This window comes from Sphingobacterium sp. B16(2022) (assembly GCF_012030425.1).
Taxonomy (GTDB): Bacteria; Bacteroidota; Bacteroidia; order Sphingobacteriales; family Sphingobacteriaceae; genus Sphingobacterium; species Sphingobacterium anhuiense.
Window position 1 is genome coordinate 447478 of the sequence record NZ_JAAUVN010000003.1, and the last position, 16836, is coordinate 464313.

The window sequence follows — 16836 nt, forward strand, 5'->3', positions numbered from 1 at the left end:
TTAATTATTCACATTTAACGAACTATTGATCCGCATTAACAGGTCCTGATAATGTGCCTGAGTGGTAAAATCTCCTGAAGACTGCGCTGCTTTCAACAACTTCTGTATCTGGATTAATTCCGCTCGCTTCACGGTCAGCATTTCAGATGTTCTGCTCATACCTGAAACATGCACATTGCGTAAATCATGTTCATCAGAATTAGTATGTGCTGTTGCATGTATCGGACAGAACGCTGGTTTAGCCACTTTCATAAATTGATCTACAAAAGACAATTTTTTCGTATTCAACTTATCCATACTTTTATTATTGGTTACCAATAATATATCGATATAGTTCTGCTGCAACATACGGGCATCAATATCTAAGTTTTGCTTTTTTAAAGTTTTTGCAAATATCTCCTGACGTAATGTTTTCAGAAATTCCTCTACACTCCACGCTTGAGCACGTCCGAAAAGTAGTTCCATCTCGGTCATGCGCAATAAGCGCTGATCTTGAAGTAAATTATATAATAAGCTGTATTGAAATTCTCTTTTTAATGTATAAGGCGCATATTCGAAAGAACCTACTGGACTATCTTTTAATGGAAATGTTTTTGTCATCAATTCTTTTCGGAACAACCACTCTGGCAAAGTGAAAACGTTTTCTTTTAAGTAAGCTAATGCTTCTACCTGTTTCTGGCGTGGCACTGGTGCATATGCGTCTTTACCGTCACCTAAAACAGGATTATTGAGATAGATACCACCGATATTGTTGGAAACATGATCTGCATAAGCATACCACTGACCAATAACAGCCATATATAATTTACCTGCTTTATAGTAATCCTGACCTGAAGTAGTCGTCCAGTTAATGATCTGTGGCATGATACGTTTCAGATTTTTCAACCCATATGTACCAGCAAGCATGGCATTGTCTCCTAAATCTTCTGACTGCGATCTTGGATCAACTGTATTTTTAGGGTCCTGTTGCTCTCCGTACCAATAGTAAGGATTGTCCTGCTTCGATTCAATTTCTTTTTTTAGCAATGGAAGTTCATCCCAGGCAGTCTTATTTGGATACCAACGGTAGGCCCAGGCAATTGCATACTTATCATATAAACCAATCACTGGCGTAATAGCCTGTACTTGATCTTCTGGTTGTGCCACATAATTAAAGCGGGCATAATCCATAATGGATGTTGCTGTCCCTCCCATCTTCTGTGTAAAGGAAGCTGAACGCAATGAATCTACAGGGAAACTAAAAGACGATCCCATATTATGCTTCAATCCTAATGTATGTCCAATCTCGTGTGATGATACAAAGCGGATGGCATGTGCCATTTTCTCATCGGAGAACACGTTACCGCGAACAGATGGATCGATCGTTCCTGTCTGTACACGCATCCAGGTATTTAAAGCAGTCATTACATTATGCCACCAGATTACATCTGCTTCTAAAATCTCACCGGTACGTGGATCAACAACTGATGGTCCCATCGCATTGGCCTGTGGAGAAGCTGCATAAGTGATGGCTGATGTATTTGCATCATCGATATCAAAGTCCATTCCTTTTGGAACTTCTTTTGCAATGATGGCATCTTTAAAACCGGCCTCTTCAAAGGCTTTTTGCCAATCGTGCACTCCTTCGATAATTTGTTTACGCCATTGCTGTGGAGTAGCTGGATCAATGTAGAAAACTATTGGTTTCTTTGGAACAACCAGTTCGCCCGCTAAATAACGTTCCACATCTTCTTCACGTGGCTCTAACCGCCAGCGTGTTACCAGTTCTCTTTTCTCCATTTCTTGCTGCTTATCTGAAAAATACCAGCGTGGAGTAGTAAAATAACCTACCCTAGGATCTGAGAAACGTGGCTTCATTGCATCTTTAGGCAATTCTAATATATTACTAGTGATGGTTAAACTGATTGGAATAGATTCATTCCCTTCGGTGACACGTGTAGATAATATGGAGCGAATCACGATGTTGTTATCAAATGATTTCATCTGATCGATCAATGATAATGCAGTTTTAGGAGAAGTACCTAATCCAATATTGGTAAATACATCATTAAAACTTTTCTCAGTTCCATCAAATACTTTATTTATTTTGATAATTACTGACGATGAATCTTTATTATAGCCTTCAATTTTAAATGATTCAATAAAAGATGCTGTAAAATTATCGGCGACTGAGCGTGCTATCGCATCTTCTTTAGGTACTTCTACCTGAGGTTTGAGCTCACTTGCCCAAATCTCTTTCCGCGCTTTTTTTAGGGAGAAACGTATTACTTTATTTTCATAATTCATACCCTTATTTAAACCTGCTTCATTCAAAGCTAAGGGTACAGAAGAGATTTTATTGATCAACAAAAAGTCTTTATCCAGTTTCTCAACCGGTATTTCGAAAAAGAAATCTTTCTCTTTATTAATAACATTAAAAATCCCGCTATCAATTTTGGCATTTTTTAGAAACTTGTCGTAAACTAAAGCAGAATCCTTTTTTGTGGAATCAGCGACAACATCTTTCTTTTTACCTAAGCCTAGAGGACTGAGCAGCTGACAAGAATTGAGAATGAAAATAGAAAAGAAACCAAAGCTTGCTAATGCTGAATTTCTTTTGAAAGGCAGATTATTCATTTGTTTAAATTAAAATAGGACTCATAGATATAGGGTGGTGAAGATGCCAATATATTATGGTTCCAAAAAGCGAATCCGAGTGAAGGCGTGAATTTCAGGAGTGAATCCGCAGTTTTACTGGAAGAAATAGTCCAGTGCTCTAAAATTATTATTTTATCTTTATCGACTGTCAATATGGATGAATGGTAGATATACAATAAAATCAGCATCATGATACTGGATTTCAAACCCTTGTACCTGGTAAAAATCGTAAACATGTGCTATCATTTTGGTTCCATAACCTGCGGCGTCCATATCCGGGTTTTTGAACAATACAGTATTACGAACGACCAATCTTCCTTCCTGCTCTTCAATCGTAATTGATAATGGCTGCTCCTTACGAAGTTCATTGTGTTTGATGGCATTTTCAATTAAAATCTGCAAACTGAATTTCGGAATAAATAAAGATATGACCTCTGGAGTGACGTTGATTTTCAATGGACTTAAGGTATCTCCAAAACGTATTTTTTGCATGAAAAAATATTCCTCTGCAAGTGCCAATTCTTCTCTTATCGTTGCTAGACCTGACTCATCACCACTTAAAAACTTCCGGTATACTTTTGCCATCTTCCCAACAAAAACTTTTGCTTGAGCCGGATCTTTGCCAATTAATTGCTGTAGGGATCCCAAAGCATTAAACAGAAAATGTGGATCTACTTTCCGTTTCAAATTTTCAAAGCGAAGCAAAGCATCTTCTTTTTGATATTCCAGATTTTTTAGCCGCAATCGCTTCGCTTTTCTATTTTGAATGTCAAGCAAAAACATAAAAAATAACATGGTAGCAATACCTATAGCACCTAGAAGGAATGTCTTGTTACTAATATCACGTACATCATCTTCTGTCAGCATCAATAGCACATTCACAAATAATCGATTATTTTCAAATGTTCCTTTGAATTTATATTCATCCAACAGAACTTCCATCAGAATATAGTCTGACATGACCAGATTATTTTTCACAGGATATTGCTTCCAGCTCTTTATTCTTTTTTTTCCTATTTGTTTTTCATCAGGATAAATCAAACATATTCCATTGGCATCATATACTTCAAAATATGCCCGGGTTCCTGGATTTCCAGCCCAAAAATAAGCGTTCAGTTTATGCAGATCTAGTGTCAGCTGAAGAATTCCCTCATCGGTTGGGACATAAACATGTAAATACATCCCTTTTTCACTTTTAATAAATTTTGTTTTTCTGAAATCTTCTGGTAATGCTGTACTCTTAATCACGGGATCTACGGCCTTCGGATCGGCATACCATTCCAGACTTTTTGAAAAATTAAGACCATCAGATCTCCAATATGTGTAGGCAATGAGAAACTGTCGCACACTGTCTTGATCAATCAGTTTATTCATAAATTTTTGCTGTCCTTCATCAGCAGCAAGCCCCATCAAATGGAAAACACAATCAAAATCATCGAATTCTTTTTGGACTAATTGTGATTTCTCAAATGACATCTCTTTTAAAATCCTCTTGTTTAAAGTGTGTAACCTATGGTCAATGACTCGAAACATCAAGACGTAGATCGAAACTATCACAAATAGCGATAACCCTAAGATTATAAATCGATTACGTTTAAAATAAAATGAAGTTATATATTTATTCATCAACAAAGAGCCTAAAAACTTACAAAGTTTAAAATTATATATTAAGCATCAAGCGCAATACTAATACTTGTAGAAAAGTGAAAAAATCACTATATTAAAGGAATTAAAGCCAAAAAACAATGATTATGAAAAGTTATCACCCTAAAATTGGTAAAGGAACTTATGTCTGGTTACTTATTATCCTTACCTTATTTGTTTTCAATTCCTACGGAAGTATTAATAAAGGACTTTTTCTGGGAGCACTATTATCAACTTCATTGCTTGGATTTATCTGGTATGCTATGTTTATATCTCCAAAATATCATATTACAAATGAATTTCTTCAGCTAAACAATTTTTTAGAAAAAAAAACAATCCCCATTAGTACAATTAGAAAAATAGAGCGAAATCAAATCAGAGGAATCTACCCTTTTTTAAATCCTTACCAGAAGGGTTTAGTAATACATTTCAATAAATATGATGATGTTTTTGTAAATCCTCGTTCTGAGGATTCATTTATACAAGAATTACTAAAAGTAAATCCAGATCTTGAAATTATTTAGAAATAAAAGCGTTTGAATTAGAGCTCAAACGCTTTTATTTTATTGCACCTAGTATTTTATTGCACCTAGGAAGTTAACCTATTTACTAGTTAAGTTTTCTTCAACTAATTCTTCGACATATTGACGAACAACCTCATTCGAGAAACGAGTCGTTACATCAAATGCAAATGCATGTACCAATAAGATACGAGCAGCTTCTTCACCAATACCTCTAGCTCTTAAATAAAATAGGGCATCGTTATCAAATTGTCCAATTGTACAACCGTGTGAACACTTCACATCATCAGCAAAAATTTCAAGCTGAGGCTTCGTATAAACTGCAGATTTATCTGAGATCAACAAGTTATTATTTTGCTGAAATGCATTTGTTTTTTGAGCATCCTCACGTACGAAAATCTTACCATTAAAAACAGCTGCAGATTCTCCCTGCGTAATATTTTTATACCATTCGTAAGATTCACAATGTGGTTTCATATGATCCACTTCTGTGTGGTTATCGACCAACTGTTTATCATCTGTCAAGTTGATACCGTATAAGTGGCTTTCCACATTTTCAGCGTCAAGACGTACGTTGATATTATTTCTTATAAAAGCTGCTCCAGGAAAATTACAGTTATAGTTATTGTATAAGCTATATTTCTCTTGATATACTTCCGTATGATTGAAATAATTACTCGCAGATTCCGCTACTTGCAAATAGTAATGTTGCATTTTAGCATTTTCTTTGACAATGATCTCTGATACTTTATTTTGAATGTTTTTAGCGGCACCAGCAACAGTCATATAAGACTCGATAATCTCTGCTTCAGCATTTGCTTCCAGCACGATTAAATTACGTGTCTGTGAAAAGAAATCTTCTGTACCTGTCGCAACATGGATAATATGGATCGGCTTAGATAAAATTGTATTTTTTGCAAGTGCAATAAAAACACCATTTGTAAAACCAGCTGTATTCAATGCTACGAAAGGATTACTAGTTTTGTCTGCATGTTGTGCAAAATGCGCTTGAAAAGCAGGTTCTTCTACAGCATCCTCCATCGTTTTCACGATAAGGCCTTTTTCTTCTTCTAAAGAAGAGAATAACAGCATGTATTGACCGTTAACCAACACAATGCGGTGTGCATCCAAATTTGGAATTTCACCGGCACTAAAATCTAATCCTTCAATATCCACATCCGAATTCAATACATATGATTGATCGATAAGCTTATGAATATTGGTATATTTCCACTCTTCGTCTTTCACCGTTGGAAAGCCAACTGCTGAGAAGCGATCAAAAGCTTGCTGACGTATTGCCGACAAAAAAGTAGGCTCCGCTACTTGCTCTTGAAAATTGCTCAACACTTGTTGAAGTAATGATTCTGAAACTAATGTATTCATTTTATATTTTAATCAAATCGCTAATTAACACCTCTATTCTTTCACAAGATTTGTGTAATTATGCGTTTTGTGCGTCTAATTCTTTTAACCAATCGTAACCTTTTTCTTCTAATTCTAAAGCTAATTCTTTAGGACCAGATTTTACAATACGTCCGTTGTATAATACGTGAACAACATCTGGCACGATATAATCTAAAAGACGTTGGTAATGCGTGATAACTACGAAAGCATTATCTTTAGAACGCAATTGATTAACACCATTTGCTACGATACGTAAAGCATCGATATCCAAACCTGAATCTGTTTCATCCAAAATAGATAATTTAGGATTTAACATGGCCAGCTGGAAGATCTCATTTCTTTTTTTCTCACCACCTGAGAATCCTTCATTCAATGAACGGTTAGCCAAGTTCGCAGAGAATTCTACCAACTGTTGCTTTTCTTTCACTGTTTTTAAGAATTCTTTTGCTTCCATTGGAGGCAGACCTTTATATGCACGAATATCGTTAACTGCTGTTTTCAAGAAGTTAATGTTCGATACTCCTGGTATTTCAATTGGATATTGGAAAGCTAAGAACAGCCCTTCACGAGCACGATCTTCTGGAGATAAATCCAATAGATCAACGTTGTCCAATAAAGCTTCACCTTCTGTCACTTCGTACGCATCACGACCAGCTAAAACATTTCCTAAAGTACTTTTACCAGCACCATTGGGACCCATGATTGCATGAATCTCACCTGCTTTTACTTCAAGATTTAAACCTTTTAAAATTTGTTTGCCGTCTACAGACGCGTGTAAATTTTTTATACTTAACATTTCTTTATTAGTATTGTGTATTGCGCATGGTACTTTAAACAAGTACTCTGGTTGCAACTATTTTTTTATCTATCCTACTGAACCTTCTAACGAAATCGCCAACAACTTCTGTGCTTCAACAGCAAATTCCATCGGTAACTGGTTTAATACTTCCTTTGCGTAACCATTGACAATTAACCCTACTGCCTTCTCCGAATCGATACCACGTTGATTGAGGTAAAAGACTTGATCTTCTCCTATTTTTGAAGTGGTAGCCTCATGTTCTAAAGTTGCTGTATTATTACGATTTTCAATATAAGGGAACGTATGTGCACCACAACGGTCTCCGATTAGTAAGGAGTCACATTGTGTAAAGTTTCTTGCGTTATCTGCATTTGGTCCGATTTTCACCAAACCTCTGTAACTGTTGTGGCTTTTGCCTGCAGAAATACCTTTAGAAATAATCTTTGATTTGGTGTTTTTTCCGATGTGAATCATCTTGGTACCTGTATCTGCGACTTGCATATTACGTGTCATTGCTACCGAATAAAATTCACCAACTGAATTATCGCCTTTTAAGATGACACCGGGATATTTCCATGTAATTGCTGACCCAGTTTCTACTTGTGTCCAGGAAATTTTGCTATTATCACCTTTACAAATACCACGTTTTGTAACGAAGTTGAAGATACCACCTTTACCGTCTTTATCACCAGGATACCAGTTTTGAACGGTAGAATATTTTATTTCAGCGTCTTTTTCTGCAATTAATTCGACTACTGCTGCGTGCAATTGATTTTCATCGCGCATAGGAGCTGTACAACCTTCTAAATAGGAGACATAAGCGCCTTCTTCAGCAACAATTAATGTACGTTCAAATTGACCTGTATTTTGTGCGTTGATACGGAAATAAGTAGACAATTCCATTGGGCAACGAACGCCTTTCGGAATGTAAACGAAAGATCCATCAGAGAATACTGCTGAATTTAATGCGGCGTAAATATTATCTGTTTGAGGAACAACTGATCCTAAATATTTTTTAACCAATTCAGGGTGCTCTTGAACAGCTTCACCGAAAGAACAAAAGATAACACCTTGTTCTTTTAATTTTTCACGGAAAGTTGTTTTCACAGATACTGAATCAAATACAGCATCTACGGCAACTACACCTGCCAAAATTTTCTGCTCGTCCAAAGGAATTCCAAGCTTAGCGAATGTAGACAATAACTCAGGGTCTACTTCATCTAAACTGTTCAATTGCGGTTTTGCCTTTGGCGCCGCATAATAGGAAATGCCTTGAAAATCAACCTCTGGTGTTTCGAAATTTTGCCATTTCGGCATTTTTAAGGTCTGAAAATGACGGAATGCTTTTAATCTCCATTCCAATAACCATTCAGGCTCGTTTTTCTTAGCTGAAATAAAACGCACGGTGTCTTCTGTAAGACCAATCGGCGCAAATTCCATTTCGATGTCTGTTGTGAACCCGTATTTATATTCTTCGAGCTCCAGCTCTTTTAGTAAATCGTCGTCTTTAGTACTCATAGTTCGCTCTCACGGTTTAAAAAATTGCATTCAGGTAAAACCCACAATCTTCTGAACGACAAAGTTACGATTTACATGTCAATAAAACGTTACTTTTAGTAGTTTAAGCGCCCATTTTGATAAAAAAAGTGACGAATGTCACTTTTTACGCACTCTAAGCTTAACAGGTAGCTCTTTTTTTACAAACAAATGATTCACCATAACAAAAATCTATATCATATGGTTTAAAATATTGTTTTTGATTATACAAAAAATTAAAAATCAAAAACACACTACAACACCAAATTAAATTTGGAACAATTGTGTATATTTACAGAATATCACCAATAAAAATAGTTGAATATGCCATTTTTGCCAGATAAAACAGATTTAAAAATCCTAAAATTATTACAGGAGAACGGACGTATCACCAACCTGCAACTAGCTTCAAGCATCGGACTTTCGCCCGCTCCAACATTGGAACGAGTACGGAAACTTGAAAATTCGGGATTTATAAAGAGCTACCACGCATTTGTTGATGAAGAAAAATTAGGATTAGGAATCAAATCTTTCATACAAATATCGTTGGATTTTCACACACACAATGCTATCCCAGAATTTGTGGCAGCAGTTAAAATGATTCCAGAAGTAACTGAATGTCACCACGTAACAGGAAGCTGTGATTTCATGCTTAAAGTATATGTTAAGGATATTAAAGCATATGAAGCTGTAATTATGGAAAAAATAGCTAAGATTCCGTTTGTAAAAACTTTCCAGACCATGATGATAATGTCCACAAGTAAAAAAGAACCTATTATTCCTTTGGAATATTAATGAATAAATACATTGTCCATTTTGCTTGCTGCTGATGGGCAATGTTCTTCATCGTATATATACATCCCTATTTTGGATTACTTCCTTTATGATCTGTCTTAGGGATTTTCACTTTAGCGAAAAATCTGCTGTCCCACTTAAAAATCGGCTCGATTTTAGTACCAGTTATTTTGCTTTCCATTCATTACTTGACAACTACTATAATTGATATACCATATTCTTTCTAATATACTTGACTGATAAAAGTAGATTAAGGTTACGTGTTGATAATGAATTTATCATAAATAAAACTGTGAAAAAATAGTTATTCATAATTACTATTTTTCGCATGTGACAGCATTAGAGAAGGCAATAAATTATATTTATTATCTTTACAAGACAGTTATGACAGATACTATTACACCATATCCTGATTTTGCACTTATTCTTTCTTGGCCAGATGCCACAATAAGAGGTGATGAAAAATGGATGATGTTTTTCAAAAAAATAGGGATCGTTAAGAATTTAAATTTTAAGGTTGGACATACTGGTGTTGTTATCATTTCCTCAAAAACAGGCGATTTGTTTTATTATGATTTTGGCAGATATATCTCCCCGCGAGGTTATGGACGAACAAGATCAAAGGAATCAGACCCTCTTTTATCAATCAGTATCAAAGCGACGTTCAACAATGGGGAGATTTCAAATTTAGAGGCTATCGTTGCTCATTTTGAAGATATGAAACCTGCTATGCAGGGAAGTGGTGAACTTTTCTTCTCTATTGTCAAAGGACTTAACTTTGACCATGCAAAAGCATTTGCAGATAAATGGGTACAGAAAGGTTCCTATCCTTACGGAGCAGTGGCAAAAGGAAACAATAACTGCTCCCGTTTCATTACACGGCTACTGTTTGCTTCTTCACGCCAATTTTGCTGGTCCCATCCAATTAATTTTCCGGAAACTATTAAAGCTAGTCCGATCAGCAATATTGTCAATTCTGCTGAGAACAAAATGATTTACCGTTATTCTCCAGAATATGGATTGCAGAATTTCAGAATGTCTCGCGTTCAATCACTCTTATTCTTAATTAAAAAGCTAAGTGAAAACGTATACAGCAAACAGGCTGCTTTACTCCCTGAAGACATCAGTATCGGAAGCATGTTATCTAAACATAAACCGCTTCATATCCCTGAGAGTTCTCAATATCTCGGTGGCGTTGGTGAAGGAGCCTGGTTTGATCTATCGTTGCTTAGAAACAATCAGTTGCTCATACAGCGGTTTACCATAATCGGCACTTTTGAATATGCGATTATCGGTGAGATTGAAGAAAGAATAACGTGTTTGCAAGATCTAAAAATAACTTATGACAGCCATCTTCAAATGACACATGTGCTTTATAAGCAACGAAAAATCAAAATAAATCATCTCCATCATATTTCTACTCAAGAACTGCAATCGTTACTAGCGGAAGTTATGACTGCTTGAGATGGATAGCTAGATCAATTTCCAGTCAATCGGTTTTTCTCCACGTTGCTGTAAGAAGACATTTGTCTGAGAAAAATGCCTGCATCCGAAAAACCCACGATAAACAGATAAAGGTGATGGATGTACTGCTGTCAAAACCAAATGTTTCTGAGCGTTTATTAGGCTCGCCTTTTTCTGTGCATATGCACCCCACAATAAAAAGACTACAGCTTCCTTATTTTCTGAAATTGCCTGAATAACCTGATCTGTGAACTTTTCCCAACCTTTTTTCTGATGTGACCCTGCTTGATGTGCATTGACTGTAAGAGTAGCATTCAATAATAAAACTCCCTGTTTGCCCCAATACGATAAATCTCCTGATTTCGGAATTTTAAAGTCCAAAATATCTGTTTCCAATTCTTTAAAAATATTCTTTAAGGATGGCGGTAATGCAATACCCTCTGGAACCGAAAATGCCAGACCGTGAGCTTGACCATCGTTGTGATAAGGATCCTGACCCAAAATCACTACTTTAAGAGAATCAAAAGTTGTTAATCGAAATGCATTGAATACTAGATCTTGCGGAGGAAATACTTGTCCATTATCTCTTGCTTGTTGCACAAAAAAAGATAGATCAACCATATAAGACTGACCTAAAAGTGGGCCCAAAATCGGTTCCCAAGATTTATCAAAACGTTTTCCCATATTCTAAATATACAATTTTACAAAATAACAACTAAAACAAGTTGCTTTAGCGCACAATTTAACGGATATTTGCAAAATTAAACTCGATATACATTTACATTAAATATAGACTTATGTCAAATCTTGTAAGAATTATTATTAGCAGTGTGCTATTAATCGGAACAGTTGCTTTATTTTGGATTGGCCAATGGGGATGGGGTATTTTAGGAATATTCTTAACAATAATCGGATTTGTAACAGTTTTCTTCCATGAATATATGTTACTGGCGCAATGGTTTCTTCGCAAGCAAGATATGCCAAAAGCTGAAAAATGGTTAAATAAAATCACAAACTATGAAAAGCAGTTAATTCCGGCTCAATATGGTTATTACAATATGTTAATCGGCCTGATCGAATCGCAACGTGCTCCTATGCAAGCTGAGAAATATTTCAAAAAGGCATTGACATTAGGTCTTCATATGGATCACAATATTGCATTAGCAAAACTTAGTTTAGCAGGTATAGCAATGGCAAAACGTAATAAGCGTGAGGCAGAGAAATATTTACAGGAAGCTAAAAAAGCAGATAAGAGTAAATTATTGGCCGATCAAATCAAAATGATGAAAGATCAGATGGGTATGATGGATCGCCAACAAATTCGATACAGCAGATAAGTTATTAAATTTATATAGAAACGGCTGTTCAATTATAATTGAACAGCCGTTTCTATATAGTGACCTTCTTCTTCACTGTTTTCAAAGACAAGAATCAATTCTTTTGGTTTTTCTTTTCCCCAGTTTGCAATTTTTAGGGTCAACAATACAGGTTCATCCATTTTCATTAAATAGTTAATGTAGTTTTGCTTGTCCTCTAATTTTACCAGAATTTTCCCTAGACTTAGCGTTCCGAACAGATATTTTTTACCTTTTACATCAACCAATTGCGTACCATAAGTGTTTAATTTAAGTTCGCGTTCATTTCTATTGTAAGAGGTAAGAAAAAGCTCTACGGTTGCAGTCTTTAATTTAGCATCAATCTGGACGCTTTTAACATCAACTTGAATTTCATCTACTACTAATGGCTCCTTTTCTATCTTATCGGACTGTGCATACACAAACTGTCCAAATAAAATAAACATGCATATGATAACGAGGTCTTTTATTATTATTTTCATTGAATATAATCTGTTTTTAACTGTAATCAAACTAGCATGAGCATATTCACTACTATTTGTGAAGAATATGCAGATGCTGGTTTCATTTTTAAAAATTAAAAAAAGCTATGTACTGAATACATAGCTTTCTATATTAAATCTTGTTTTTCTTATTAACGTAATCGATCTGCAGACTTGATCAATTTTTCATCTTTACGAATTGCTCCTAATGCTAAGGATAGAAAAATAATGGATATCGGCAATAAAAAGAAGCCGACACCAATTGTCCCTGCTCCTAAAAACTGATTTACCGTTACTAAATGACCACTTGCACTTGCATATAACCATATGCCTAATAAAATGATCAATACAATATTCAGAAGAATCAATTTTATCTGAGTTTTGCGATTCTTAAATTTGAAGATGGTATATAGGGGTAACAGGCCAATTACTACCGTTGCAATGATCTGTAAGATATAATAAAAACCAGTTTCATGTGTTGGCAAACCAGCCGACGTTCCATAAATACCTGTTACTTTTACATCTTTTCCAAGGCCTACAAGATCATTATAATGAACATATGGAAACAGAAATAAGCCAAACAAAACAAGTCCGGCTACCAGCAAATAAATGGTTTGAATACGTTGAATCATTTTTTATATAAATTGATTGATGACAAACTTAGATAAATTTGATTGCAAACACAATATATTTCCGATACAAACACCCTTTTGTAGCTGGAGATAAGATTGAAAATTGTCTTTGTTTGGGTTACAATCAAATGTATTGCAATGTGATTATACTAGACTTAACGGTCACTTGTACTACTATATTCGCGAACTGCTAATTTAAAAATAACACATTACATAACAATAACAATTAATTCCTGCTTTTGATTTGGTATTTTTTACTTTTGCGAGATGTTATATATTTATGGCGCTACAGCACACGCTAAAGTTGCTGTCGAAACTGCAGAAGATCTTAAATTGGATATTGCAGGTCTTATTGATAAATCATTGCTTATTAATGATGTCTTTGATTATCCGGTTGAACTTCACGAGGAGATAAATCAGGAAGAAGATATGGTATTTGTAGCTGTTCTCGATTCGGGATTACGACAAAGAATTGTTTCCGAAAACTGTTTTTGGAAATACTGTTCACTGATACATCCTAAAGCGCATGTCTCTAAAAGAGCGGATATCGGCAAAGGCACTCTTATTTTACCTGGAGCATCCATTGCTCCTGATGTTCAAATTGGTAACCATTGTGTTATTGGTAGCAACGCAGTGATTGCAAGCAATACTATTGTTGAAGATTTTGTTACAATTGGCCCTAATAGCAGTATTGGAAGTAATGTTTTAATTGGAAGTGGTTCTGAAATAAGTGCTAATATACATATCACTGCAGAAGAGACAATCGAAAAAAACAGTTATATAATGTCTGTATAATAACTGTCTTCTTTTGGTGATTTTTACAGGAGGACGCAAAGCATCTATTACATAATAAGACCAAAGTAAAGAAAGCTTCCCTTACTTTGGTCTTACTTTTTCAAATTCCTGCAGAATGGAATTGCAGATCATACAGTTTTTTATAATAGCCATCGATATTTAGTAACTCATGGTGTGTACCCACTTCCATGATCTCACCTTTTTCTAAGACGATGATCTTATTTGCTTTTTGAATTGTCGATAGTCGATGTGCAATCACAATTGCTGTTCTACCCACCATTAAATTATCAATCGCATGTTGAATAAGTTCTTCTGTTTCCGTATCGACTGATGAAGTTGCTTCATCCAATACCAAAATTCGCGGATCATGTACTAAAGCTCTTATAAAGGAAATCAGTTGTGCTTGTCCTGAAGACAGTGTAGCCCCTCTTTCCTGCACTTGATAATCGTACCCACCTGGTAATCTCATAATAAAATCATGTGCCCCGACTTGTTTCGCTGCAGAAATGATGGATTCGCGTGTGATATGTTCGTCATGCAAATCTATATTATGTAAGATAGAATCTGAAAATAAGAAAACATCCTGAAGTACTGTTGCAATTGTTTTCCTTAGAAAGTTCAATTCATACTCCCGAATATCAACCCCATCAAGTAAAATCTGACCTTTATTAATTTCATAGAACCGGCTCAGAATATTGATAGTAGATGATTTTCCTGCTCCTGTAGCTCCAACTAATGCCAAAGTTTCTCCAGGTGCTACTTTAAAACTAACATCACGTAAAACCCAATTTTCATCGTTATAAGCGAACCATACATTTTTAAATTCAATCTCTCCTCGAACATGTGCTGGTTCTAAAGCTCCGCCATTCGGTGTATGTTCATCGGTATCTAACACTTCAAAAATACGCTCTGCACTCACCATACCCATCTGTAGGGTATTGAATTTATCTATTAACTCGCGAATGGGGCGAAAGATCATATTTATATACATGATAAAAGCGACCACGACCCCTGCTGAGATGACATCACCTAAAATCTGCTTGGCTCCAAACCACACCAATAAACCCAAAGAAATAGCCATGATAATCTCCAAAACTGGAAAAAATATTGAAAAATACCAATTGGCACGAATATGAGCATTCCGATGGTGACCATTGATATCTTTAAATTTATTCATCTCCTGTTCTTCACGGGCAAAGTACTTGATAATGCCCATTCCAGAGATATGCTCCTGTAGAAAGGTATTTAAATTGGAAACCCACTTCCGAACATCCTGAAAAGCAGATTTCATAGCCTCTTTAAATATATAGGTGGCAGCTATCATCAGTGGCATCGGCACGAGAACAATCAAGGTCAATTTCCAGTCGGTATAAAACATGACCCCGAGTATAACTACGAGCTGCAATAGATCACCAATAATTTGGATCAACCCTTCTGAAAAAATATTGGATATGGTTTCCAGATCTGAAATGGTTCTTGTTATCAGTTTTCCTAATGGTGTCTGATCGAAATATTTTAATCTAAGCTTGGTGATATGATTAAAAACTTCAATACGGATGTCACGAATTACAGATTGTCCGAGCGTATTGGTCATAAGGGTATGATAGTAGCGTACCAATGTTTGCACAATGAGCAATACTATCATCAGAATAAACATCAAACTAAGTCCGGATGTATTAAACTGTAATATATATTTATCCAGGGTATATTGGATCAATATCGGCAGTGCCGGAGCAACAGCTGCTAATAAGATGGTCAATACAACGGAGATCCAGAATATGTTACCATAAGGTTTCATATACTTAACCATCCGACGTAATAGATTGACGTCATACGTTTTTCCTACTATTTTCTCTTGACTCACTTTTTCTATTTTACAGGGTAAGGGTAGGCCACTTCAGTCAAATACAAGCCCTGAGCAGGTACAGATGTACCGGCCATTGAACGATTTTGACTAGCAATGACTTCTTCCATAAATGAAATTGGTTTACCTTTTATTCCGATCTCTAACAGGGTTCCAACAACAGCACGTACCATGTTACGTAAGAATCGATCTGCTGTGATATGGAAAATAAGTTTCCCTTCACTTTCCCAGATCCATTCGGCTCTTGATATCGTGCATATATTGGTAAAAACTTGTGTATTTGATTTGCTAAAACAACTAAAATCTTGTTTCCCTAACAAAAATTCGGCCGCTTTATTCATCTTTTCTACATCGGGAATATCTCTTAAAAATGAAGAGTATGCATATATAAAAGGATCTTTTTCGAAATGAAGGTGATATTCATAAGAGCGACGCACCGCATCAAAACGGGCATGTGCATCTTCATGAACAGGTAAAACAGATTTAACGGCAATATCATGAGGTAATAAACCATTCAATGCATATAGAAAACGATCCGGATTTGCTAATATTCCAGTGGCATCTGCATCAAAATGAACAAATAATTGTTTGGCATGAACACCGGTATCAGTTCTACCTGCTCCAATCGTTTCTGTTGGCACACGCAATAGAATTGCTAAAGCGTCATTCAATCGCTCTTGAACAGAAATTGCATTATTTTGAACCTGCCAGCCATGGTAATTTTTCCCAAAATAAGCTACTTCTATAAAAAATCTACTTTTCTCCATTTTCAAGGACAAAGGTATGAATTAGCAAGAAGATACAAGAATAATGATACGATAGAACTGTCTGAATAAATTCATAAAAGTAATGGCAGTTTACAATTTAAGACGAAAATGGGCTTCCTATATATCAAGGTTTTAAAAGAA

The 16836-nt window shown here is 35.6% G+C and carries 15 protein-coding genes; 5 read left to right on the forward strand and 10 right to left on the reverse strand.

Going from position 1 to position 16836, the window contains the following annotated elements; genetic code table 11:
• Together HCX49_RS16460 and HCX49_RS16465 are read right to left on the reverse strand one after the other, a co-directional pair.
• The gene (locus HCX49_RS16460) at positions 1-2616 is read right to left on the reverse strand and encodes a zinc-dependent metalloprotease (RefSeq protein WP_168127636.1); all 2616 of its coding nucleotides are present in this window, start codon (positions 2614-2616) and stop codon (positions 1-3) included.
• 159 nt (positions 2617-2775) lie between these two features.
• Complete coding sequence (locus tag HCX49_RS16465; protein ID WP_165905864.1) at positions 2776-4113, reverse strand: sensor histidine kinase; 1338 nt, start codon at positions 4111-4113, stop codon at positions 2776-2778.
• Positions 4114-4388: 275 nt separating this feature from the next.
• Here HCX49_RS16465 and HCX49_RS16470 point away from each other — a divergent pair, with 275 nt between their 5' ends.
• Positions 4389-4805: a PH domain-containing protein gene (locus tag HCX49_RS16470; protein WP_165905865.1), complete on the forward strand. Its 417-nt coding sequence runs from the start codon at positions 4389-4391 to the stop codon at positions 4803-4805.
• A gap of 78 nt (positions 4806-4883) precedes the next feature.
• Here the strand turns inward: HCX49_RS16470 and sufD are convergent, their stop codons facing one another.
• The 3 genes from sufD to sufB form a co-directional block, all read right to left on the reverse strand.
• Positions 4884-6185, reverse strand: a complete 1302-nt coding sequence (gene sufD, locus HCX49_RS16475; RefSeq protein ID WP_168127637.1) for a Fe-S cluster assembly protein SufD — start codon at positions 6183-6185, stop codon at positions 4884-4886.
• 58 nt (positions 6186-6243) lie between these two features.
• Positions 6244-7002, reverse strand: coding sequence for a Fe-S cluster assembly ATPase SufC (gene sufC, locus HCX49_RS16480; protein WP_021192429.1), 759 nt, complete (start codon positions 7000-7002; stop codon positions 6244-6246).
• 69 nt (positions 7003-7071) lie between these two features.
• Positions 7072-8523 carry a Fe-S cluster assembly protein SufB gene (gene sufB / locus HCX49_RS16485; RefSeq protein WP_021192430.1) on the reverse strand — a complete coding sequence of 484 codons (1452 nt, stop codon included), beginning with the start codon at positions 8521-8523 and terminating at the stop codon, positions 7072-7074.
• 342 nt (positions 8524-8865) lie between these two features.
• On the opposite strand from sufB, the gene HCX49_RS16490 reads away from it, so the two are divergent.
• Entirely contained in the window at positions 8866-9336 is a 471-nt protein-coding gene (locus HCX49_RS16490; protein WP_021192431.1) for an Lrp/AsnC family transcriptional regulator, read from the forward strand.
• Between the two features lie 384 nt (positions 9337-9720).
• Entirely contained in the window at positions 9721-10800 is a 1080-nt protein-coding gene (locus tag HCX49_RS16495) for a DUF6695 family protein (RefSeq protein WP_168127638.1), read from the forward strand.
• 9 nt (positions 10801-10809) lie between these two features.
• Here the strand turns inward: HCX49_RS16495 and ung are convergent, their stop codons facing one another.
• Positions 10810-11484 carry a uracil-DNA glycosylase gene (ung, locus tag HCX49_RS16500; RefSeq protein WP_168127639.1) on the reverse strand — a complete coding sequence of 225 codons (675 nt, stop codon included), beginning with the start codon at positions 11482-11484 and terminating at the stop codon, positions 10810-10812.
• Positions 11485-11597: 113 nt separating this feature from the next.
• Between ung and HCX49_RS16505 the strand changes: the two genes are divergently transcribed.
• Positions 11598-12137 carry a tetratricopeptide repeat protein gene (locus tag HCX49_RS16505; RefSeq protein ID WP_021192435.1) on the forward strand — a complete coding sequence of 180 codons (540 nt, stop codon included), beginning with the start codon at positions 11598-11600 and terminating at the stop codon, positions 12135-12137.
• 32 nt (positions 12138-12169) lie between these two features.
• Here the strand turns inward: HCX49_RS16505 and HCX49_RS16510 are convergent, their stop codons facing one another.
• Both HCX49_RS16510 and HCX49_RS16515 read right to left on the reverse strand, forming a co-directional pair.
• Positions 12170-12637 carry a hypothetical protein gene (locus HCX49_RS16510; protein ID WP_168127640.1) on the reverse strand — a complete coding sequence of 156 codons (468 nt, stop codon included), beginning with the start codon at positions 12635-12637 and terminating at the stop codon, positions 12170-12172.
• A 152-nt stretch (positions 12638-12789) separates the two neighbouring features.
• Positions 12790-13269, reverse strand: a complete 480-nt coding sequence (locus tag HCX49_RS16515; protein ID WP_168127641.1) for a DUF4293 domain-containing protein — start codon at positions 13267-13269, stop codon at positions 12790-12792.
• Between the two features lie 267 nt (positions 13270-13536).
• Between HCX49_RS16515 and HCX49_RS16520 the strand changes: the two genes are divergently transcribed.
• Complete coding sequence (locus tag HCX49_RS16520; protein ID WP_168127642.1) at positions 13537-14064, forward strand: acetyltransferase; 528 nt, start codon at positions 13537-13539, stop codon at positions 14062-14064.
• A gap of 100 nt (positions 14065-14164) precedes the next feature.
• Here the strand turns inward: HCX49_RS16520 and HCX49_RS16525 are convergent, their stop codons facing one another.
• Positions 14165-15928, reverse strand: a complete 1764-nt coding sequence (locus HCX49_RS16525) for an ABC transporter ATP-binding protein (RefSeq protein WP_168127643.1) — start codon at positions 15926-15928, stop codon at positions 14165-14167.
• A 5-nt stretch (positions 15929-15933) separates the two neighbouring features.
• On the reverse strand, positions 15934-16695 hold the full coding sequence (gene truA, locus HCX49_RS16530) for a tRNA pseudouridine(38-40) synthase TruA (RefSeq protein WP_206368547.1): 762 nt from the start codon (positions 16693-16695) through the stop codon (positions 15934-15936).
• Positions 16696-16836 lie beyond the last annotated feature (141 nt).

Excerpts from the sequence above, each read along its gene's own strand:
- HCX49_RS16460 (WP_168127636.1), bottom strand. The coding sequence starts at position 2,616 with ATGAATAATCTGCCTTTCAAAAGAAATTCAGCATTAGCAAGCTTTGGT.
- HCX49_RS16465 (WP_165905864.1), bottom strand. The coding sequence starts at position 4,113 with ATGTCATTTGAGAAATCACAATTAGTCCAAAAAGAATTCGATGATTTT.
- HCX49_RS16470 (WP_165905865.1), top strand. The coding sequence starts at position 4,389 with ATGAAAAGTTATCACCCTAAAATTGGTAAAGGAACTTATGTCTGGTTA.
- sufD (WP_168127637.1), bottom strand. The coding sequence starts at position 6,185 with ATGAATACATTAGTTTCAGAATCATTACTTCAACAAGTGTTGAGCAAT.
- sufC (WP_021192429.1), bottom strand. The coding sequence starts at position 7,002 with ATGTTAAGTATAAAAAATTTACACGCGTCTGTAGACGGCAAACAAATT.
- sufB (WP_021192430.1), bottom strand. The coding sequence starts at position 8,523 with ATGAGTACTAAAGACGACGATTTACTAAAAGAGCTGGAGCTCGAAGAA.
- HCX49_RS16490 (WP_021192431.1), top strand. The coding sequence starts at position 8,866 with ATGCCATTTTTGCCAGATAAAACAGATTTAAAAATCCTAAAATTATTA.
- HCX49_RS16495 (WP_168127638.1), top strand. The coding sequence starts at position 9,721 with ATGACAGATACTATTACACCATATCCTGATTTTGCACTTATTCTTTCT.
- ung (WP_168127639.1), bottom strand. The coding sequence starts at position 11,484 with ATGGGAAAACGTTTTGATAAATCTTGGGAACCGATTTTGGGCCCACTT.
- HCX49_RS16505 (WP_021192435.1), top strand. The coding sequence starts at position 11,598 with ATGTCAAATCTTGTAAGAATTATTATTAGCAGTGTGCTATTAATCGGA.
- HCX49_RS16510 (WP_168127640.1), bottom strand. The coding sequence starts at position 12,637 with ATGAAAATAATAATAAAAGACCTCGTTATCATATGCATGTTTATTTTA.
- HCX49_RS16515 (WP_168127641.1), bottom strand. The coding sequence starts at position 13,269 with ATGATTCAACGTATTCAAACCATTTATTTGCTGGTAGCCGGACTTGTT.
- HCX49_RS16520 (WP_168127642.1), top strand. The coding sequence starts at position 13,537 with ATGTTATATATTTATGGCGCTACAGCACACGCTAAAGTTGCTGTCGAA.
- truA (WP_206368547.1), bottom strand. The coding sequence starts at position 16,695 with ATGGAGAAAAGTAGATTTTTTATAGAAGTAGCTTATTTTGGGAAAAAT.